Consider the following 19,694-nt stretch of genomic DNA (forward strand, 5'->3'; position numbering starts at 1 on the left):
TCAAAATAATCCTAGATAATTTTTAAACAACTAGTTGCTCATCTTGTAATGACCGAAACAGACTCATGATCCAAGCCTCTAAATTTATTTATGGTTACTGAGCGTAGCCGAAGTATGGGGATTATTAATTTTGAATTTTGAATTCGGAGCGAAGCGACGTGACTCATTCTACTGATATTGCCACTTTAGCGCGGTGGATGGCAGCTGACTTTAGCAATCAAGAACAAGCTTTTGAAAATCCGCCTTTTTATGCCCACATTCGCGTGTGTATCCGTCCCCTTCCGTTGGAACTGTTCTCAGGAGTAAGTTTGTTTCTCGAACAAGCTTATGATTTTATGCTCAATCAACCCTACCGGATGCGGGTAATGAAGTTGATTCCGGCAGAAAACCACATTGCTATTGAACACTACACCGTTAAAGAAGAACAAAAATTTTACGGTGCATCTCGTGAACCCGAACGCCTCAAAGAGTTGTCTGTTGACCAATTAGAAAAAATGCCAGGTTGCAACATGATTGTAGAGTGGACAGGTAATAGCTTTAAAGGCAGAGTTGAACCTGGAAAATGCTGCATTGTGGTTCGTGACGGCAAAAATACTTATCTGGATAACGAATTTGAGATTGACGCTAAAGAATTTTTCAGCCTCGATCGCGGAAGAGATTTAGACACCGATGAACGTCTCTGGGGTTCTATCGCCGGCCCATTTCACTTTCTTCGATGGGGTAGTTTTGCCGATGAAGTCAAGGTGTAAGAAGTCAGGAGTTAGGAGTTAGGAGTTAGGAGTTAGGAGTTAGGAGTTAGGAGTTAGGAGTTAGGAGTTAGGAGTTAGGAGTTAGGAGTTAGGAGTTAGGAATTAAAACTCATAACTTATTTATTCTGAAATCAGGACTTTTTAGCGATCGCCTAAAGACTACCATCCTACTATGTCTACCTGAAAAACTTTGGATTTGGTTCATGGTGTCCATCTAGCGATCGCCTAAAGACTACCAGAAACTCCAGTTAACCCACTATCTCTACCTTAGAATCCTATGCTATCATGGTTTAACTAGCGTCCTATGGCTACTAAAATACCTTAAAAACATTAAAGTAGCTCAGGGAATTGTGCTGTGGCGGCATAGCCAAGTGGTAAGGCAGAGGTCTGCAAAACCTCCACCCCCGGTTCAAATCCGGGTGCCGCCTTTAAAGAAATATGAGGATTACAGGGCTTTGAAGCCCTTTTTTAATGGGGGTTTTAGGGCTGGTTTCAAGAGGCTTCCGAGATTTTCGGGGTAATTTTGGGTAGTTTGGGGAAACAACTGGGGTAAAACTGGGGTAATAATGTAAGGCAAAGGTGTTTACCCCAATATACATTTCTGGGGTAAAACTGGGGTAAAGTGGAAAGGTAAAGATGTTTACCCCAGTTAATTACCCTTATGGAATCTCAAAAATCTCAAAGTATTGCCAGTCGGGGTTCGGTGCAGATAAAGAACTCTAACGGCAGTCTCCAATTAGTTTTTTCTCATCCTATTATTACCCCCACTGGAGAGCTAAAAACCAAGCGTTTCTATCTTTCAACAAGGCACGACGATACACCTTTTGGAAGACATCAAGCATCGGCTTTGGCGACAAAAATCCAGAGGGATATTGACTATGGAGAGTTTGATGCCAGTTTAGTTAAGTACAAACCAGCAGCATCATTAAGCACCGTTACCCCAATTACCCCAATTACCCCTTCACCTAACCCCCAACCAAACTTGGGAGAATTATGGGAAAAATACGCTGAGTTTAAAAAACCACAGGTTAGTCCTTCTACTTATGCGGTTGACTACCGCAAGTATCGCAATCACATTGCTAAGTTACCAACTAAAACTTTAGATGATGCGATCGCAATTCGAGACTATTTACTTGCAAATCTCAGTGCTAATGCAGCTAAACGTACTTTGACAAATATAAATGCTTGCTGTGATTGGGCACTTAAGAGTCAGCTGATTGAATCAAATCCCTTCCAAAGTATGGCAAAAGATATTCAGATAGCGAAGTCAGAATCGGCAGAATATGAGATTAATCCCTTCACTAAGGAAGAACGAGATAGCATAATTCAAGCATTTGAAGAGAGCAAACTCTACAACTACTATGCTCCTTTAGTAAAATTATTATTTTTTACTGGGTGCAGACCATCAGAAGCGATCGCTCTACAATGGAAGCATATTAGTGATAAATACATTACTTTTGAGCAAGCAATTACCATCAGTACTAAAGGGTTAGCTCTGAAAGATGGATTAAAAACCCAAAGCCAAAGACGTTTTCCGATTAATAATCAGCAACGTGAAATTTTAGACTCTATCAAACCTGAGAACTGTAACCCGGATGACTTTATCTTTAGAAGCAAGAAGGGCGGCATAGTAGACTTTGGAGATTTTCTCAATCATGCCTGGAAAGGTTACAAAAATCATCATGGTACACATATAGATGGAATCGTAACTCAACTTGTAAAACAGGGTGTAATCACCGAATATCGCAAACCTTACCAATGCAGACACACTTTTATTACTCTTTGCCTGGAAGCTGATATTGATGCGAAGGATGTAGGAAGGTGGGTTGGTAACTCTCCAGAAATTATTTACAAGCATTACGCAGGTAATAAACGTAACCTACAGGTGCCAGAACTATAAATTTGTTGAATTCAAAGACAGGCGATCGCTCTTTTATCTTCAACACCCAATTCTTGAGCAAAGTTAATCAAATCATTGAAGAATATCTGCACGTTGCGTGAGTCAGCATTGTATTCTGCTATCATCTGCTGGAATTTGTCTAGGTAGTTGATGCGAGTTTTATTTAACCTCACCATCTCCTGAAGTTTTTGCGCGATCGCTGTTTTGAGTTTTTCTGTCTCTGTTCTTTGGTAGTCAGTCCCGGATTTCTCACAAAGATTTAAACGAGTAGCCCAAAACGCTTATGCCATCTAAAATTATTTTTTTGGCATTATTGAATTTTCGTTGTGGGCGATGGCGAGGCAACTTTACTATCACTAATTTTTCACTACTGCTAGATGCTTGTTTCAGCTTACCTGCTTTGTATGCCAATTAGATAGCTAGGGCTTGTAGCGGATGACCCAAAGGCGATCGCATCCGAGTTGCCAAGGTCGATTTTCTCTAAAGATTGTGCTGCTAGCCAACGGGTGGATTCATCCTGTGCATTGCGGGTTAGGTCGAATGTGTAACACCTGTAATAGGGGTTGAACTTTTTGGCAGGTAATTTCCATCATTTGAATGGGGAATATCGCAAACCTTACCAATGCAGACACACTGGCAATAACTTGATTTGACAAACAGTGTAAGTGAATAATCCTGCACTTCCCCATCCCCAATTTCTCTGATGATGGCGATGAAAATTGCCTGCGCCTAAAAAATGGTAGTAGTCTTTCCTCATCACCAATTATATGCTGAGAGAATAGTCAATAGCTAACTATCAAGATCCTCATCTGCACTTTATGATAGGTGTCAAATTCACTGATTTGAATAAAACTTCTACATAAACACACACTGATGCAGCTTGATTTGCTTGAATAGCTATATTGATAGCACATTCATCCGAGAACAATTCACAATCCTGATTATGGCAAGTAAATTCATTGATGTTAGAGAATATACTGTCAGGGCGCACAAAAGACAGATTCATACTCGTGTTTTCCAGTTTGTCTGTAAAGAGTGTAACGATCTGACAAAGCGCGAGACTTTCGGGCCTCGACCCTTATATTGTGAGAGATGTCGCCCTCCCCAACCGCCTAAGAAATCCCAGCCAGCATCTCACAAAGCAAAACCTAGAGCAATGTCTTACAAAAGTGACATCGATTTAAATTGATTAAAGCCTTATGACTCAAAATGGACAACTAGAAACACCCCCAGACACTTTTCTCTCACCACTGTTGGAATTACGAGACTATTATGCTCACCTCACAGAAGAGTATGAACGCCTCTTTGTGCAGGCGCGGGAGCAGCTAGATCATGTAGAAGCGTTGTTATCTAACTGGTCTTTTTCAGATGACAGTAAGCAGATATCAAGTCTGACGGCGGCTGATGAAACCTCAGATGTTTCCCAAGAAGGCCCTCTGCGGTTTTTATCACCTCTTGATGACATTGACGAAATAAACTTGCTGGAGTCTGTATCAGAACTTGCAGACAAAGACTTGGTTGAGATCGATAATTCTTTTTCTGCTGTTGATACAAAAGAGAGTCAACCTCTAACTACATCTCCAGATCCAAAGATCGCCCTAGAGAACAACGATAGTTCAACGAAGGTGGCAGAAATCCCCATGCTGCCACAGTATAATCACGCTCTGTCACGAATGGAAGCCATAAAACAGCTATTGCAAGAGCAGATAGGTACTGTATGTCATATCGATTTTATCGTGCGATCGCTTTATGGAGAGTTAGATTCCAACGTATTCAAAGTAGTTAAAGGTAGGGTTCAATCTTCCCTCACCCAAGGCAGAGAAAGGAATTACTGGGTAACTATTCCTGATGAGCCAGGTTGTTATACTCTGGATTTAAGTTTGGTAGCCCCAAGTAATCGCAATGGTGCTTCTAAGAGCATCAAAAACAAAAACAAGAAGCCTTTTGTACCCCCAACAAAAGCAGTACCAATGCTCAAAGCCTTTGAGGGTCAATTCTTAATTGATGCCCTCACCTCTCTGTTTGAAGAAAATCCAGGTAAAGTTTTCAGCGTTGCTGAAGTCATCGCCGGAATTTATGGAGAACTAGATTCTCAGCAACTTCGAGAGGTGAAAAATAAGGTGCTGAACGAATTATCTAGAGGCTATCGGACAGGCAGATTCTCTAGGGTTCCTAACCAAATCGGCTTCTATACTTGGGACTCCAATATGATATTGGGGAGTAGGGAGTAGGGAGTAGGGAGTGGGGAGTAAGGCATTGTAATATTTCTCCCCCTGCTCCCCCTGCTTCCCCTGCTTCCCCTGCTCCCCTCCCCCTATCCCAAAAACAGCTTGTATGCCGGATTCTTATTCTCATCCCAATAGCGATAGCCCAGGTTATCGAGAAAAGCTTGCCACTCTTCCATCTCGTGCGGGGGAACCTGGATACCAACAACGATTCGTCCGTAGTCTGACCCGTTGTTGCGGTAGTGAAAAAGACTGATATTCCAATTTGGACTCATGGAAGTAACAAACTTCATCAATGCACCAGGACGTTCGGGAAACTCAAAACGATAGAGCAATTCATTGTGAGCCAAGAGAGAATGCCCACCCACCATGTGCCGGAGATGTAATTTAGTTAGTTCATCGTCCGTTAAATCAAGAGTTTCAAATCCTTGAGCTTCAAAGGTTTCTACCATCTTGGCAGCATCGGCACGATTTTGAATTTGCACACCGACAAAAATATGGGCTGTTTTTTCATCGGCAATGCGATAATTAAACTCGGTAAGATTACGATTGCCAATACATTCACAAAACTGGCGAATACTTCCCCGTTCCTCTGGAATTGTGACTGCAAAGATAGCTTCGCGGCGTTCGCCCAACTCTGCCCGTTCTGCCACAAAGCGGAGACGATCAAAATTCATGTTTGCACCACAGGCTACAGCAATTAAGGTTTGTCCCTCGATTTGCTCTCGTTCGGTGTAGGCTTTGGCAGCTGCGATCGCTAATGCACCGGCTGGTTCTAAAATTGATCGCGTATCCTCAAACACGTCTTTAATCGCAGCACAAGTATCGTCTGTATCCACCAAAATAATTTCATCTACATACTGCTGACATAAACGGAAGGTTTCTTCACCTACTTCTCGCACCGCCACACCATCAGCAAATAATCCTACTTGAGACAAGCGCACCCGATGTCCGGCTTTTAGCGATTGAGACATCGCATCAGCATCTACTGGCTCAACACCAATAATCTTGATTTCGGGACGCAAGCGTTTTACATAAGCTCCAATCCCAGAAATTAATCCGCCCCCTCCAATTGCAACAAAAATTGCATGGATGGGTTGCTGATATTGTCGTAAAATTTCCATCCCAATTGTTCCCTGTCCAGCAATGACATGAGGATCATCAAAAGGATGAATAAACGTTAAACCTTTTTCTATTTCTAATTCACGCGCATAGCTATAAGCATCGTCGTAGGTGTTTCCATGTAAGACGACTGCTCCGCCCCTCATTCTAACTGCGTCCACCTTGACTTGGGGCGTGGTTACTGGCATAACGATAATCGCTTTTGTTCCCAAGCGATTGGCTGCAAGGGCGACACCCTGAGCATGGTTCCCCGCAGACGCGGCAATTACACCCTGTGCCAATATATCTGGTGGCAGTTGCACCATTTTGTTATAAGCACCACGCAGTTTAAAAGAAAATACTGACTGCATATCCTCACGCTTCAGCAATAATTGATTATTCAGCCGCGCAGACAAATTTGGGGCATACTCAAGTGGTGTTTCTTGGGCAACATCGTATACACGGGCAGTCAAGATTTGGATGAGGTAGTCGCAAAACATGGGCGTCAAGGTGTTAGCAAATGCCGGATGGAAACTAATTTTACGTTACAAGCGATCGCACTGATTTTATTTAATTGCACTTTCTCGAAATTTTGAGTGAATAAAATTTAAAAATTACTAATACTGTTTGAAGAGAAATCAGTTCAGTAATTGAATTTTTTTAGTGACCTCAAATTCAGTGCGATCGCTGGTAGATTTATTTTAAACGAGTTTCGCTAACTGTCCGAGTATTTAGATCAACAGATAACTATAATGTTGCTTATGAACATAACTTCTCAATTTATGTTAAAATATGCATGAAAGATTAAATTCGGCTGTGTAGTTTGTTTTTATATATAGTTGTATTACAGACCTCTGCGGATCTAAATCTCTACACCCCCTGATTCTGGAGACATTCTATGTCAATTTACGTCGGTAACCTATCTTATGAGGTTAAAGAAGATGACCTCCGGCAAGTCTTTGCAGAATACGGAACGGTAAAAAATGTTCAATTGCCTATCGACCGAGAAACAGGTCGGATGAGAGGTTTCGGCTTTGTAGAGATGGAATCAGACGCACAAGAAACAGCAGCAATTGAGGCCCTTGATACTGCTGACTGGATGGGTCGCAGCTTAAAAGTTAATAAAGCCAAGCCCAAAACAGACGGCGGTTCCTCTGGCGGTAGACGAGGTGATGGTGGTTCTTCTCGCCGCTATTAAGATTTAAAAACTAAGAATTTAACTCTAAAGTCTTGAGGGCAGACAAGGCGTCTGTCTTTTTTTGTGCTTTGGTTGACAGGTTTCTCTTGGACTAATGACTAATAACTTTCGCGTTGCGGTTTGATAATAACTATCTCTTATGAAGCCATGCGCTCGTTTTTGTAATAGGTGTAGCAACCATGAACCCAGAAGCTAAACATATTGTTAGCGAACTAAGGCGTGAGTTCTACTCTAACTTTGCTGCTGCTATGAATATGCAGGTGAGCATAACTGGTACATCTTATAGTAGTAATTCACCGATCGCATCTTGGATGGATCATAGGCAGAGACTGAACTATCTAAATGTATACGCTTATACAGCACCTGATGAATTTGTCCCATTGCGCCCATTCATTCTTCGACTGGCTATTAACAAGAGTGCTGGTAGAATCACGACGTTCAGAAAGGGACAAGTCTGTCGAGGTCTTAATTTGATGTGGGACTTTGAGCTAACTGTACTACCAAAAGAAATTTTAGACTTTCTTCCCTGGATAGTTAATTTAGTTGAGTCCCATGACAAAGGTTCGCCCTTGTTGCTACAATCACCACCCCATTCATTTGAATTAGAAGTGCCAGAAGTCGGGTTATTTAATAACGCATGGACTCAGAAAGCTTGGCTCCTTGCAAATTCCCCAATAGACTTATCGGAAATATAATCGGCATTCAATTTTCTTAACTAGTTTTCGGGAAACTATATCAAAAAATACGGTTTTTTAGACAACAATCAAATTTATAGGTATCTATCACAGAGCGATACAGCGCTTCCCGCTATTATGGAATACAGTTTTTATCCTTGCCCCCTCCTAGCATAGCTTTCATTTTTGAGGATGTACCTCATAGCTGCCGAAAGTGCTGTATCTACACGGAGCGTCTCCAAGAGTTGATATCGTAAAACTGGCGTTGCTGATTAAATGTATGAATCTGGGTGTAGAGACGTTGCGTTGCAACGTCTCTACAAAAGTTTTGAAATCACGCAAAATCATTTTTTCATACCTGAATTTAGCAACGCCGTAAAACTTTTCGGTCTACTGACTATATGCCTGATAATTAATAAGGCAATCTACAGAGAGCAAAGATGCAGACTCTCCAAAAACTCTCCCTCCCAAGTATGGGCTGCGGGACTTGGGCCTGGGGCAACCAACTGCTTTGGGGATACGACGAAAGTATGGATGACCAGTTGCAAGGGGTGTTTAACCTTTGTGTAAGCAACGGTGTGACTTTATTTGATACAGGTGATTCTTACGGAACTGGAAGATTGAATGGTCGCAGTGAGTTACTCCTGGGACGATTCAGCCAAGAATATGTAAGTTCAGGCAAAGAAAATATTTGTATTGCGACTAAGCTTGCTGCTTACCCGTGGAGATGGACACGTCAATCAATGGTAAAGGCTTGCAAGTCATCTGCCCAACGCCTGGGAAGAAACGTAGATTTGGTACAGATGCACTGGTCTACAGCAAACTATGCTCCTTGGCAAGAGGGAGGGCTGCTGGATGGTCTTGCCGATTTGTATGAGCAAGGACTAGTTAAGGGAGTGGGACTATCCAATTATGGGCCTAAACGGCTTAAGCAAGTGCAGAAAAAGTTTGCTGAACGAGGCGTTTCTATTACTACTGTGCAAGTTCAATACTCTTTGTTGTCTACATATCCTGTCACCCAACTAAAGCTCAAAGACCTTTGTGATGAGTTGGGAATAAAACTGATTGCCTACAGCCCTCTAGCTTTGGGACTACTGACAGGAAAATACTCTGAGCAAGGCCCTTTGCCCAAAGGCATCCGAGGTCTGCTATTTAGGCAGATATTACCAGGAATGCGATCGCTTTTGGCATGTTTACAAGAGGTGGCACAGTCTAGAAACAAAACTATGTCTCAGGTTGCAATTAATTGGTGCATCTGTAAAGGAACCATTCCTATCCCTGGAGCAAAGAGCGTGGAACAGGCGAGGGAGAATATTGGTGCATTGGGTTGGCAATTAGACGCCAATGAGATTGCAGAGTTGGATAGGGCGGCAGCGAATGCAGACAAAAAAATGGTACAAAATATATTTCAAACTAAGTAATTAGGCGAGAATAAATCAAACTAGATTAAGTAATAGCCATCTCCGAAAAAAATTGTTTTGACATAGCATTGCTACGTCTCTAGAAGGGTTATAGATAACGCATATTTAATTGCACTAATACACTATAGGACTCATATTTGATTATTGAAATATACGTAGGGTGCGTCACGCCAAAGGCTAACGCACCACCCAAAGGTTTTGGTGCGTTAGGCTACGCCATAAAACAACGCCAGTCCGCTCAAGTCGGGAAACCCGCCTTGAGCGGACTGGCTCCCCTACATACTACTTAGATTTTTTCAGAAATCAAATCATATTCCTATACATTATGACTAATCACAATCAGACTGGTGTGTGTAACAACCGACCTAAATTTGACGTGCTTAACGAACTTTGCTAAAAGTTATCTATTCAACTGGCATTTACCATACTACCATCAACTCTTTCTATTCCTCTTTTAAGAAAAAGTTGAAGTGACAGTGCTAACAATTGCTAACCTTTTCTTCGTGCTTCAATTTGGAAGTATCCCCAATCCCCAATGACAAATCATTACCGATATATTATTTTTTACAAACCCTATGGCGTTCTGTGCCAGTTTACAAAAGATGCTCCCACACATAGCACCCTGAAAGATTATATTGATGTACCTGATGTGTATCCTGTGGGACGTTTAGACTGGGATAGTGAAGGGTTGCTGCTGTTAACGAACGATGGGCAATTGCAACATCGCCTCGCCCATCCGCGTTTTGGTCATAAACGTACTTACTGGGTACAGGTAGAGCGAATTCCAGATGCAGATGCTATCAAAAGGTTGCAAACAGGTGTGGAAATTCAAGATTACCGCACTCAAGCAGCAGAAGTTAGGCTATTATCACAAGAGCCACAACTACCTGAACGCACTCCGCCAATTAGATTTCGCAAAAATGTACCGACAGCTTGGCTGGAAATGACTTTGACAGAGGGAAAAAACCGCCAAGTACGGCGGATGACTGCGGCTGTAGGGTTTCCGACTTTGCGACTGGTTAGGGTTAGCATAGCCCACCTACAATTAGATGATCTACAATTGGGTCAATGGCGCGACCTCACCACATCTGAACTCCAATTTATGCATAATTTCAGTAAATCCAAAAGCATGTAGAGACGCGAAATTTCGCGTCTCTACAGAGGATTTTGGGCTTAACTGACCGGTATTGCGCTATAATAAGAATTAGACTTTTTATTGTGAGCCAGCGACTTTCAATGTGATACCATTTTGAATTTTAGATTTTAGATTTTGGATTGGAAACCGCTTACTGTATCTGGGTTTTCTCTGTCCATTTGTTGCAATCAACTCGCGTTCGTTTGTGTAAGCTGTTCCACATTTAAATTGCATAATTACGGCGGGCAAGATGCCCACCCCACAAAAGTTATATAAATTTTAGATATGCAAACTAGATGTGGTTTAGCTTAGTAGCGAATTCCATTCGCCCAATACTTTGAAAACATCCTCTAAGCTACAAAATAAAGTTGTTGCTTTTCGGATTCTTTCTGAGATATCTTTCCGAAAGCTTTATTTATTTTGAACCAATCTAAAATCCAAAATTGATATGACTCAAAAACAAGAAACAGCAATTGAAGGTATCTATGAAGTCTGTATCGGTATCCCAGAACCAATTTCTGCAATTCAGTATTGGGAGCAATTTGGCTATCGCATTGGTGAAATGGGTGAATTAACCGCAGATGTAGCCTATCAATTATATGGCGTGAATTCCTCTTTACGCTCAATCCGCCTCTACCACCAAAATGCAGATCATGGTTTGATTCGGCTGATGGTTTGGCAAAACCCCACCCATGAAGGTTTGGGAACAGCGTCAATGAAAATTAAAGGAAATCGCTGGGCAACAAGCTTAACGGCAGATGTTTTAAATATCTTAAATCATATAGAAGATGCAAAAGCGGCAGGTTTGCCGATTAGATACACTAACCCTTATTGGGAAGTCATCTACAACAAAGAGAGGAAAAGCCGTCCTTTTATTGAGCCAGCAGTTGGTGTGCGAGAAATGCTGCTACTGCAACCCTTAGCTCGACAGGTTTTATTTCAACGGTTTGGCTATACACTACCGCATTACGGACAAGTTAACCAGAATGCTGCTCTCAAGACTAGTCAGTTTACCCATATAGGAATCGTTGTTCAAGATGACAGCAAAGAAACGCTGAAGTTTTATGAAGAAGTTTTGGGTTTGCTGCGTGTGCGTGATGATGTCGAAACTAGCTATGAATCTTCACCAGCAGGTAAAGATATTTTTGACCTTAATCCTGGTGAAAAGTTTATTGTCACGACCTTTGATGATCCCCGTTCTTCTAAGTCTGACTTGATGGCCGCCCGCAGTGGTAGACTTTACATCATTCGATTCCCAGAAGAGATAAATTTAGAGTCGCGCTTTGAAGCAGCCCAACCAGGTAGCTTGGGTATGTCTTTATATACCTATCGGGTAAAGGGAATACAGGAATATTGCGATCGCATTAAAGCAAGTACTGTACAAAAAGTTACAGACATCATTACTAATGAGTTTGGCGAGACGAGTTTTTCCTTCGTTGCGCCAGATGGCTACTTCTGGACTTTGCTAGAAGCTAAATAACGTCTCCCGCAAATCCAGAACTGTAGGAGAATTAGGGAACTCAAAAAAATAAATTATTCCACATTCAAGTCGTTGACTGTTGACTGTTGACTGTTGACTGTTGACTGTTGACTGTTGACTGTTGACTGTTGACTGAAAACTCATGAACGGTCAAACTAATTCATAATTGATAATTAATAATTCGTAATTTAAAGACGCTCGAGGACTCGCTTTCCGCAACGCTATCAGTGGGAGGAAGAAATACTCCACTGTCTTTTTGACCACTGATTTAAAAATGAGCGTGGGGGCTGCTGTACCCATTTTAAAATTTATGAATTATGGATTAATAATTATTTGGTCAACGGTCAACAGTGAACAATAGCAATGGAATATTTTTTTACTTGGAAGTCCCTTATTAAATGCTGTTGGCGAAGTCGTATCTGCCTCCACGTTCAAGGGCGCGTTCGTAAGCAGGCCGTGTATGGATGCGCTCGATAAATTGCTTAATCTTTGGTCGGCTTGAAATGAGTTCAGCTTGCATAGCGACTATTTCCAGAGGAAAGCTCATTTGGATATCGGCGGCAGTAAATTCTTCGCCTGCAAACCATGTACTCTTATTAAGTTCACCTTCTATGTAGTCAAAGTGAAGCTTGATCTGGGGTGCGATAAATCCTTCGTTTACGCTGCTGTCTCCTACACCAAAGCGGTTGAAGACGAGGTTCATTACTAGAGGCGGCATTGCAGAGCCTTCAGCGTAATGCAGCCAATAGGTGTAGCGCAGACACTCCTTAGTAGCGGATGGCGGGATTAGCCGACCATTGCCGTAGCGACTCACTATGTATTCGATGATAGCGCCGGATTCAGCAACAGTCTCGTCTGCATCCGTGATTACTGGGGACTTGCCGAGCGGATGGACTTCACGCAGCGATGTTGGTGCCAGCATCGTTTTTTCATCGCGTTCGTAGAACTTAATCTCGTATTCGATACCTAATTCTTCAAGCAGCCATAGCACACGCTGCGATCGCGAGTTGTTAAGATGATGGACAACGATCATAATAGCTACTTTTTTACTTCAGGGGTTGATAGGAACTTTTGCTCATCTCAACCTATCATCAGTTTGCCCACTCTTCATCTATCTGGTGGTTTGTTTTGGGTATTAGCCCTCTTGCCATTATTGCTGCCAATAACGGAATCAAGCCAAAAAGTTACTAATCATTCAGATTTTCATTGACTACGAACCCACAATTATTAGCAGGGGTTGCGACTGCATTCCCTGGTGATTCCAGCTTTGACTTTGAAGAATTGGCTGGTATCGACTTTGTTATGGTCTTCATTTTAAAGTGTGATGGTTGTAGATGAACATAGGAATAATCGAGTCTTACAGTAACGGGTTTTTAGAAGTTGTACCAGAGAGCGATTATTGGCAGATTGCAGCTATACACATCAATGGCCAAGCCTACTGCCCTACTCCTCGACTTTATCGATCAGAAAAAGTGGCTTTAGCTAAAGCTACACAAATTTATGATTGGCTAGCTGACCACGAAGGAGAAATTACCGGTGGGGGTTGCTATTGCTCTGAATTGAAACTCATCCTATGGCAGCAACCGAAAGTATCTTAGTTGACTAAATAATTATTAATTCTTAATTCATAAATCTTAAACGCTATTTAAATTATGAATTACTATTAATAGCTGCTTAGAGTCAGCCTATAGTCCCTGCCTCAAGTGTGGGGATTTTACTTTGTTGATAGGACAATACGCTTGGGTTAGAGCCAAAAACCTTAAACTGCGTAGGTTGGGTTGAGGAACGAAACCCAACATTTATGAGAATTTGTTGGGTAACACTAAAGTTCAACCCAACCTACGATTATCCTTAACTGAACTGTATTGGTTGATAGGATGCGATCGCGTAGCTTCTCCAAGAGTTTCAATCCCTAATAGGGATTTTAGGTAATTGCAATAAGGGAGTATGGCAACAGCCCTTGTAAAACTCATTGGTTTCAATCCCTAATAGGGATTTTAGGTAATTGCAATAATATTTCATGCGGCCTCAACCCGTAAGCTGCTGTTTCAATCCCTAATAGGGATTTTAGGTAATTGCAATTAGTAGTGCGATCGCCGTTTATCGCTGGAGTCAAGGTTTCAATCCCTAATAGGGATTTTAGGTAATTGCAATATGTCCAGCAAATCTCTCAAATACATCAAGGTGCAAGGTTTCAATCCCTAATAGGGATTTTAGGTAATTGCAATTCTCTAGGCTGTGATTTGTTTGTATTCCAGTGAGTTTCAATCCCTAATAGGGATTTTAGGTAATTGCAATATTTTGCTTTGCTGCCAGCATTAATCACAGCTTTGTTTCAATCCCTAATAGGGATTTTAGGTAATTGCAATGCTGGATTACAAATTGCTTCTCAAAAGGTGCAAGGTTTCAATCCCTAATAGGGATTTTAGGTAATTGCAATTCGCTTTTTGTCTGACGTGAATAGCCATCAACCCTCTGTTTCAATCCCTAATAGGGATTTTAGGTAATTGCAATTATTCTGAAAAATTGGCAGTTATCCTGGGGTAAGTTTCAATCCCTAATAGGGATTTTAGGTAATTGCAATGTAACCTGAATCAAGTATAGTTTAATTCCAGTGTTGCGTTTCAATCCCTAATAGGGATTTTAGGTAATTGCAATTAAAAAGATTATTCGGGAATTGGTGGGAGAAACTAGTTTCAATCCCTAATAGGGATTTTAGGTAATTGCAATTCAATCGTCGTGTCATCAAAATTTATTTTGTACTTGTTTCAATCCCTAATAGGGATTTTAGGTAATTGCAATCTATCTGCAAATGACTACGTATATCCATCTGAGTTTCAATCCCTAATAGGGATTTTAGGTAATTGCAATTTTAGTTTGTTCAGTCATCTAATCCAGTTACACCTGTTTCAATCCCTAATAGGGATTTTAGGTAATTGCAATTTAATATGCACTCTACTTACTGCGCTCTAGTTGTTTCAATCCCTAATAGGGATTTTAGGTAATTGCAATGGTTGGGTTTCACTGCTCGCGCAGCGAGCAGTGAAAAGGTTTCAATCCCTAATAGGGATTTTAGGTAATTGCAATTTTGTAATTGCAGTTCCAACGGATTTTTCCACAGCGTTTCAATCCCTAATAGGGATTTTAGGTAATTGCAATTTTCATTTATTGGTGAAGTGGTATGCAGATTATGGTTTCAATCCCTAATAGGGATTTTAGGTAATTGCAATGCAACCTCCAAATTCTAGAAAATGGCATTGTCAAGGTTTCAATCCCTAATAGGGATTTTAGGTAATTGCAATTTTTGGCTTACCCTCCTCAAAGCGCAAAATGATGCGTTTCAATCCCTAATAGGGATTTTAGGTAATTGCAATTTGTCGGGGTGAATTCTCAGTCGTTCAAGTTTAGTTTCAATCCCTAATAGGGATTTTAGGTAATTGCAATACACCCATCTGCCATTTCTGAATACAAACTGTGCCGTTTCAATCCCTAATAGGGATTTTAGGTAATTGCAATCGCAGTGTTGTATTGAAAACTGGCAAGCTCATCAGTTTCAATCCCTAATAGGGATTTTAGGTAATTGCAATATTCTACTTTGTACGGTCTTTGTGCCAGTCTTCTTGTTTCAATCCCTAATAGGGATTTTAGGTAATTGCAATTTCCCTTGGGAGAATTGGATTGAATCTGGCTTGAGTTTCAATCCCTAATAGGGATTTTAGGTAATTGCAATGGTACCTTCAATTAGGATTTATAATCAATGGATCAGGAGTTTCAATCCCTAATAGGGATTTTAGGTAATTGCAATCGCTGGCTTGTGAAAGTGTTGCTCTATTTGGTTTTCAAGGTTCGGTTGCGCGAATGCAAAAATCATAACACGAGGAGTTGTGAATTGGCTAGAGGCAAATGGCTGAAAACTAGTCCCCATAAGGTGCGCGGATGGTTTAGAAATGCTAACGCTCTCAAGTTCTTGCATATAGGGCAATTCAGCCATTTTTGTGGTCACTCCTTCTTGAACACCTACCCATCCGCGCATACAGCGAAAAAACTAATCTAATGGAAAAGCTGCTTACTTATAAATATCCTACTTGATTAGGTTGGCTGATCAACCTTACTTGGCAACGTCTTCAAAGTCTGTTATGGCACAAGCAAACTCCCTAAAAGCTGTTTTAATCAAAACCTCTTTCGTTCCCCTTTCTAGGGAAGAATTGCGGATGAGGTCTGTTAATTCTATGAACAGCAGAGAAAACATAAAACGATCTTGGCGGTCAACTTGTTTCAAGCAAGACGATATAAACTGATAAAGCTCTGTTTTTCTAGGTTTGGTTTGTTCTTCCCATATTTGTAACCCAAGCCGAAAAGTTCTCAAACGGATTTCATTACTGTTGAAGGACGCGTCTTTGTAGCGGACTGATACGCGTTGGGGTATTTCCATGAGTTTTAGCTATACATATTCAATGTAAAGTAATTATTCACTTATATTTTGGCTCAACCGGAAAAATCTGATATTTTGCACCAATTCCAACAACCACCATAGGTTAGAAACGAATTACTTGCGTGGACTGACAGTAAGGTAGCAGACCTGTGCTACCTTACTGCATCAATTTAGAGGATGCCCCAGAAATGGAGTAAGCCTTGACCAGAAAAAGCTTCAATCAAAATGGCAGATAGAAAACCAATCATCGCAAGACGACCGTTCCAGTTTTCACTCTGAGGAGTGAAGCCAAAACGCACGGCATTAGGATCTTCTGAAACAATAGGCGCAGGATTCTTAAAACCTGTCATCAGTAAAACTCCAAAGTTCAAGTGTTGTAGCAGTTGTAACTGTCTGTAAAGTAATGTAACAGATGTTTAAAAAGATGCAACATTGAGTTAATAAAGAAAAGCTGAAGAAAAATCTACTCGACATTAAACAATAGGTAGGGGCAATTCATGAATTGCCCCTACTGCGTCTAGTTTTGCGTAATTCCTAAATCAGATACTAAGCTTATTAAAAATTCATTGTGGGCTGCTGTACCCATTCTAAAATTTATGAATTATGAATTAATAATTATTTTATTAGGGTTCCAAATGCAGGGCAAATGTACGTAATTTCTGAAACTTACCCGCGATCGCTCTCAACAAAATTCTGAAAATGAAAACACAGATAGATGCAGATAAGCGCTGATGATTTAAGTAGTCGGACAAAAATATTTACAGTCATTGCGAGCGTTCGCGCAGCGTCTCGTAGAGAAGCGAAGCAATCCCAGCCCTTGCGATTGCTTCATTCCGCTTCGCTCCATTCGCAATGACATTGTGTAATTAATTCTGTCTGACTACTTACCTGTTTCTATCTGTGATGGTCTGGTTTCAATACCTGGGAATTAAACGATTAAGGGACTTCCAAGTAAAAAAATATTCCATTGCTATTGTTCACTGTTGACCGTTGACGGTTCACGAGTTTTCAGTCAACAGTCAACAGTCAACAGTCAACGACTTGAATGTGGAATAATTTATTTTTTGGAGTTCCCTAAGCTTGTTGTATTTCTGGACGGCCATCTTCAACCACAAATGAAGCCCGTTTACTAATGGTGCCAGATGGGGTTGTGACGTTTGACATAACTAGATAATCTGTCTTCCAAGTTGTAGGAGTCAGCGCACAGCGAACATATCCCCGTTGACCGTTGAAAAATTTAATGTGTGGGTTATCTGGTAAGTAAGCTTCAACGGTGGGATTAGTATCTGCTCCATCGCCACCGGAGCTAATTGAGGAACAGACGAATTCACTTCCAACTGTGGCGGATTGTGGATTATCAAAGTTAGCCTTGAGATTCATCGCCCAGTGAGAATGCACATCGCCTGCCAAGGATACTGGATTAGAGGGCTGGCGCTGTCTGAGGAAAGCCATGAGGCGATCGCGCGAAGCCACATAACCATCCCATTTATCCATGCTGTAAGTTCCGCCTTCTCCTGGTGTCATATCTCTTTGAGCAATGGGAACCTGCTGTGCCAAAACATTCCACTTGGACTGTGAACTATTTAAACCATCAAATAACCAATTCTCCTGCGCCTTGCCGGTAATCGTTGCATTCGGATCTAAATTTTCCGCGCAACGTTCTTTAGTGCCATCATCACAGGGCTGATCGGTGCGATATTGACGGGTATCTAGGACATGGAAGGTGGCTAAGTTGCCAAAGGAGAGCCGACGGTAAAGTTGCATATCGGGGCCAACGGGACGCGAGAAGGGGCGCAGTGGCATGTGTTCGTAGTAAGCTTGATAAGCAACAGCCCGCCGTTGGAGGAATATTGCCCGATCCTGATCTGGTTCAGTATCAACTTGGGAGATGTCGTTGGCGTAGTTGTTTTCTACTTCATGGTCATCCCAGGTGACAATCCAGGGAAAGGCTGCATGAGCTGCTTGCAGGTTAGTATCGGTTTTATAGAGGGCGTGACGGTTGCGGTAATCTTCTAAAGTAAAAATTTCTGAACCATTGTGTTTTCTAGGGCGATCTTCTGTGATTCCGCCTTCGTAGATGTAATCGCCAACATGCACTACTAAATTAAGGTCGTCTTTGGCGAGATATTTGTAAGCAGTGTAATACCCCTGCTCATAGTGCTGACAAGAGACAAGGGCAAAGTTAAATTTACTTAAGTAGCTATTTGCTAAAGGCGCTGTACGAGTGCGACCTATGGGGCTAGCATCTTGACCGACAAGAAATCGATACCAGTACAAAGTATCAGATTGCAATCCTTCTACCACAACTCGTACTGAGTGAGCTAGTTCTGGAGTTGCAAGTACCGTACCTCTGGAGACAATGCGCCTCATGTCGGGATCAGTTGCTACTTCCCACCGAATTGGCACATTTACAGGTGGCATTCCACCTCCGTCTAAGGGTTCAGGAGCGAGACGAGTCCAGATCACTACGCTGGTAGGATATGGTTCACCTGACGCTACACCTAAAGTAAAAGGATAATTGGAAAATCTGCTTATAGCGATCGCTCTTTGAGGTGAAAATTGGTTAGCGATCGCTAAACCAGACAATGCTCCTGCCCCGATAATTAAGTTGCGTCGTTTCATTCGACTGTGCAGGAACTGCTCAAAATTCCGGTAATCTACCATTTTTTACTCCTGGCTAACAGGTAAGTTAAAGCACAGCAACAGCTAACACGAAGAAGGCAGGGTAATTGTAGACAAACTTCGTAAATAATTTCCTTACCAAAATCAGGTTTTAATTCCCAATTTTTATCGTAGTATCATTGTGTTAGATGTTGTTTTGCCACATAAAAGCCTACTAATAAGAGATTAATCCTTGGCAAAGAGAGCGTTAATATCAACTTAACTAAAGTTAGACTTTAACCTTTCTCTTCATCATCCAGCCAAGGCTGCAAGCAAAAATAGCGCCAACTAAAGGTGCAGGCTCAGGTATTTGTGTATACGAAACTCTACCTGATATAGGTTCAGCATTTGGAGAAGTTCTAGAGAAATGACTGATTAGAATAGCGATCTAAATCAATGATTTTTACCTTTTTAAGAAAAAGAAACAAGTTTCCAAGTAATAGAAACTACTGCATCTTAGAATGAGGAGTTTAAGCAGACTTTAATTAGAGGTAAAAATAAAATCAATTGTCGAGATTACAGGGATCAAAAGTTGCGATCGCGTACCCGCCGTAGGCGATCGCATTCTATGAATTTTTTGGCGTTAAACCAGAGTCATGTCCCGCAAGGAACAAAGTTATCTCTTGAAGACTAAATATAGCCAAAAATCTTTAGCCTACTTCAGTAGACTTTAGGGAACTCCAAAAAATAAATTATTCCACATTCAAGTCGTTGACTG

At 41.4% G+C, this 19,694-nt stretch carries 17 protein-coding genes, 1 tRNA gene and 1 CRISPR repeat array; of the genes, 11 read left to right on the forward strand and 7 right to left on the reverse strand.

Going from position 1 to position 19,694, the window contains the following annotated elements; all coding sequences use genetic code 11:
- The first annotated feature begins 158 nt into the window (after window positions 1–158).
- The 3 genes from D1367_RS27515 to D1367_RS27525 all read left to right on the forward strand — a co-directional run bounded on the left by D1367_RS27515 (window position 159) and on the right by D1367_RS27525 (window position 2,649).
- Window positions 159–749: a chromophore lyase CpcT/CpeT gene (locus tag D1367_RS27515; protein ID WP_118169996.1), complete on the forward strand. Its 591-nt coding sequence runs from the start codon at window positions 159–161 to the stop codon at window positions 747–749.
- 357 nt (window positions 750–1,106) lie between these two features.
- A tRNA-Cys gene (locus D1367_RS27520) sits at window positions 1,107–1,177 on the forward strand.
- Between the two features lie 233 nt (window positions 1,178–1,410).
- The gene (locus tag D1367_RS27525) at window positions 1,411–2,649 is read left to right on the forward strand and encodes a site-specific integrase (protein ID WP_118169999.1); all 1,239 of its coding nucleotides are present in this window, start codon (window positions 1,411–1,413) and stop codon (window positions 2,647–2,649) included.
- Window positions 2,650–2,660: 11 nt separating this feature from the next.
- On the opposite strand, the gene D1367_RS27530 is transcribed toward D1367_RS27525, so the two are convergent.
- A complete protein-coding gene (locus D1367_RS27530; protein ID WP_323808657.1) occupies window positions 2,661–2,825 on the reverse strand; it encodes a hypothetical protein in 165 nt (54 codons plus the stop codon).
- 767 nt (window positions 2,826–3,592) lie between these two features.
- Between D1367_RS27530 and D1367_RS32490 the strand changes: the two genes are divergently transcribed.
- A complete protein-coding gene (locus D1367_RS32490) occupies window positions 3,593–3,838 on the forward strand; it encodes a hypothetical protein (RefSeq protein ID WP_099099597.1) in 246 nt (81 codons plus the stop codon).
- A 10-nt stretch (window positions 3,839–3,848) separates the two neighbouring features.
- Complete coding sequence (locus tag D1367_RS27540) at window positions 3,849–4,880, forward strand: hypothetical protein (RefSeq protein ID WP_118170001.1); 1,032 nt, start codon at window positions 3,849–3,851, stop codon at window positions 4,878–4,880.
- A gap of 83 nt (window positions 4,881–4,963) precedes the next feature.
- Here D1367_RS27540 and ilvA read toward each other — a convergent pair whose 3' ends face one another.
- Window positions 4,964–6,475 carry a threonine ammonia-lyase, biosynthetic gene (gene ilvA / locus D1367_RS27545; RefSeq protein WP_118170003.1) on the reverse strand — a complete coding sequence of 504 codons (1,512 nt, stop codon included), beginning with the start codon at window positions 6,473–6,475 and terminating at the stop codon, window positions 4,964–4,966.
- Between the two features lie 398 nt (window positions 6,476–6,873).
- Here ilvA and D1367_RS27550 point away from each other — a divergent pair, with 398 nt between their 5' ends.
- From D1367_RS27550 to D1367_RS27570, 5 genes are all read left to right on the forward strand, one after another.
- Window positions 6,874–7,173 carry an RNA recognition motif domain-containing protein gene (locus tag D1367_RS27550; RefSeq protein ID WP_118170006.1) on the forward strand — a complete coding sequence of 100 codons (300 nt, stop codon included), beginning with the start codon at window positions 6,874–6,876 and terminating at the stop codon, window positions 7,171–7,173.
- Window positions 7,174–7,352: 179 nt separating this feature from the next.
- The gene (locus D1367_RS27555; RefSeq protein WP_118170008.1) at window positions 7,353–7,868 is read left to right on the forward strand and encodes a hypothetical protein; all 516 of its coding nucleotides are present in this window, start codon (window positions 7,353–7,355) and stop codon (window positions 7,866–7,868) included.
- A gap of 419 nt (window positions 7,869–8,287) precedes the next feature.
- Window positions 8,288–9,268, forward strand: a complete 981-nt coding sequence (locus tag D1367_RS27560; protein WP_118170010.1) for an aldo/keto reductase — start codon at window positions 8,288–8,290, stop codon at window positions 9,266–9,268.
- A gap of 535 nt (window positions 9,269–9,803) precedes the next feature.
- Complete coding sequence (locus tag D1367_RS27565; protein WP_118170013.1) at window positions 9,804–10,403, forward strand: rRNA large subunit pseudouridine synthase E; 600 nt, start codon at window positions 9,804–9,806, stop codon at window positions 10,401–10,403.
- Window positions 10,404–10,851: 448 nt separating this feature from the next.
- Window positions 10,852–11,883, forward strand: coding sequence for a VOC family protein (locus tag D1367_RS27570; protein WP_118170015.1), 1,032 nt, complete (start codon window positions 10,852–10,854; stop codon window positions 11,881–11,883).
- On the opposite strand, the gene D1367_RS31380 is transcribed toward D1367_RS27570, so the two are convergent.
- Together D1367_RS31380 and D1367_RS27575 are read right to left on the reverse strand one after the other, a co-directional pair.
- Complete coding sequence (locus D1367_RS31380; RefSeq protein ID WP_181984984.1) at window positions 11,869–12,027, reverse strand: hypothetical protein; 159 nt, start codon at window positions 12,025–12,027, stop codon at window positions 11,869–11,871. The genes D1367_RS27570 and D1367_RS31380 overlap by 15 nt on opposite strands.
- A gap of 250 nt (window positions 12,028–12,277) precedes the next feature.
- Window positions 12,278–12,916 carry a glutathione S-transferase family protein gene (locus tag D1367_RS27575; protein WP_118170018.1) on the reverse strand — a complete coding sequence of 213 codons (639 nt, stop codon included), beginning with the start codon at window positions 12,914–12,916 and terminating at the stop codon, window positions 12,278–12,280.
- 301 nt (window positions 12,917–13,217) lie between these two features.
- Between D1367_RS27575 and D1367_RS27580 the strand changes: the two genes are divergently transcribed.
- On the forward strand, window positions 13,218–13,481 hold the full coding sequence (locus tag D1367_RS27580) for a hypothetical protein (protein WP_118170020.1): 264 nt from the start codon (window positions 13,218–13,220) through the stop codon (window positions 13,479–13,481).
- A 304-nt stretch (window positions 13,482–13,785) separates the two neighbouring features.
- Window positions 13,786–15,688: direct repeats of the CRISPR family, unit length 37 nt; unit sequence GTTTCAATCCCTAATAGGGATTTTAGGTAATTGCAAT.
- Between the two features lie 303 nt (window positions 15,689–15,991).
- Here D1367_RS27580 and D1367_RS27585 read toward each other — a convergent pair.
- The 3 genes from D1367_RS27585 to D1367_RS27595 all read right to left on the reverse strand — a co-directional run bounded on the left by D1367_RS27585 (window position 15,992) and on the right by D1367_RS27595 (window position 18,979).
- Window positions 15,992–16,315, reverse strand: coding sequence for a hypothetical protein (locus D1367_RS27585; RefSeq protein WP_094328612.1), 324 nt, complete (start codon window positions 16,313–16,315; stop codon window positions 15,992–15,994).
- A 170-nt stretch (window positions 16,316–16,485) separates the two neighbouring features.
- Window positions 16,486–16,665 (reverse strand): chlorophyll a/b-binding protein, encoded by a 180-nt coding sequence (locus D1367_RS27590; protein ID WP_012407782.1) that lies wholly within the window; start codon window positions 16,663–16,665, stop codon window positions 16,486–16,488.
- Window positions 16,666–17,389: 724 nt separating this feature from the next.
- Complete coding sequence (locus D1367_RS27595; RefSeq protein WP_118170023.1) at window positions 17,390–18,979, reverse strand: alkaline phosphatase D family protein; 1,590 nt, start codon at window positions 18,977–18,979, stop codon at window positions 17,390–17,392.
- Between the last annotated feature and the right edge of the window lie 715 nt (window positions 18,980–19,694).

Origin of the sequence: Nostoc sphaeroides, from assembly GCF_003443655.1 — a bacterium.
GTDB classification, from domain to species: domain Bacteria; phylum Cyanobacteriota; class Cyanobacteriia; order Cyanobacteriales; family Nostocaceae; genus Nostoc; species Nostoc sphaeroides.

Coding starts and splice junctions, on each gene's coding strand:
- D1367_RS27525 (WP_118169999.1), top strand. CDS start 1,411: ATGGAATCTCAAAAATCTCAAAGTATTGCCAGTCGGGGTTCGGTGCAG.
- D1367_RS27530 (WP_323808657.1), bottom strand. CDS start 2,825: ATGGTGAGGTTAAATAAAACTCGCATCAACTACCTAGACAAATTCCAG.
- D1367_RS32490 (WP_099099597.1), top strand. CDS start 3,593: ATGGCAAGTAAATTCATTGATGTTAGAGAATATACTGTCAGGGCGCAC.
- D1367_RS27540 (WP_118170001.1), top strand. CDS start 3,849: ATGACTCAAAATGGACAACTAGAAACACCCCCAGACACTTTTCTCTCA.
- ilvA (WP_118170003.1), bottom strand. CDS start 6,475: ATGTTTTGCGACTACCTCATCCAAATCTTGACTGCCCGTGTATACGAT.
- D1367_RS27550 (WP_118170006.1), top strand. CDS start 6,874: ATGTCAATTTACGTCGGTAACCTATCTTATGAGGTTAAAGAAGATGAC.
- D1367_RS27555 (WP_118170008.1), top strand. CDS start 7,353: ATGAACCCAGAAGCTAAACATATTGTTAGCGAACTAAGGCGTGAGTTC.
- D1367_RS27560 (WP_118170010.1), top strand. CDS start 8,288: ATGCAGACTCTCCAAAAACTCTCCCTCCCAAGTATGGGCTGCGGGACT.
- D1367_RS27565 (WP_118170013.1), top strand. CDS start 9,804: ATGACAAATCATTACCGATATATTATTTTTTACAAACCCTATGGCGTT.
- D1367_RS27570 (WP_118170015.1), top strand. CDS start 10,852: ATGACTCAAAAACAAGAAACAGCAATTGAAGGTATCTATGAAGTCTGT.
- D1367_RS31380 (WP_181984984.1), bottom strand. CDS start 12,027: ATGAGTTTTCAGTCAACAGTCAACAGTCAACAGTCAACAGTCAACAGT.
- D1367_RS27575 (WP_118170018.1), bottom strand. CDS start 12,916: ATGATCGTTGTCCATCATCTTAACAACTCGCGATCGCAGCGTGTGCTA.
- D1367_RS27580 (WP_118170020.1), top strand. CDS start 13,218: ATGAACATAGGAATAATCGAGTCTTACAGTAACGGGTTTTTAGAAGTT.
- D1367_RS27585 (WP_094328612.1), bottom strand. CDS start 16,315: ATGGAAATACCCCAACGCGTATCAGTCCGCTACAAAGACGCGTCCTTC.
- D1367_RS27590 (WP_012407782.1), bottom strand. CDS start 16,665: ATGACAGGTTTTAAGAATCCTGCGCCTATTGTTTCAGAAGATCCTAAT.
- D1367_RS27595 (WP_118170023.1), bottom strand. CDS start 18,979: ATGGTAGATTACCGGAATTTTGAGCAGTTCCTGCACAGTCGAATGAAA.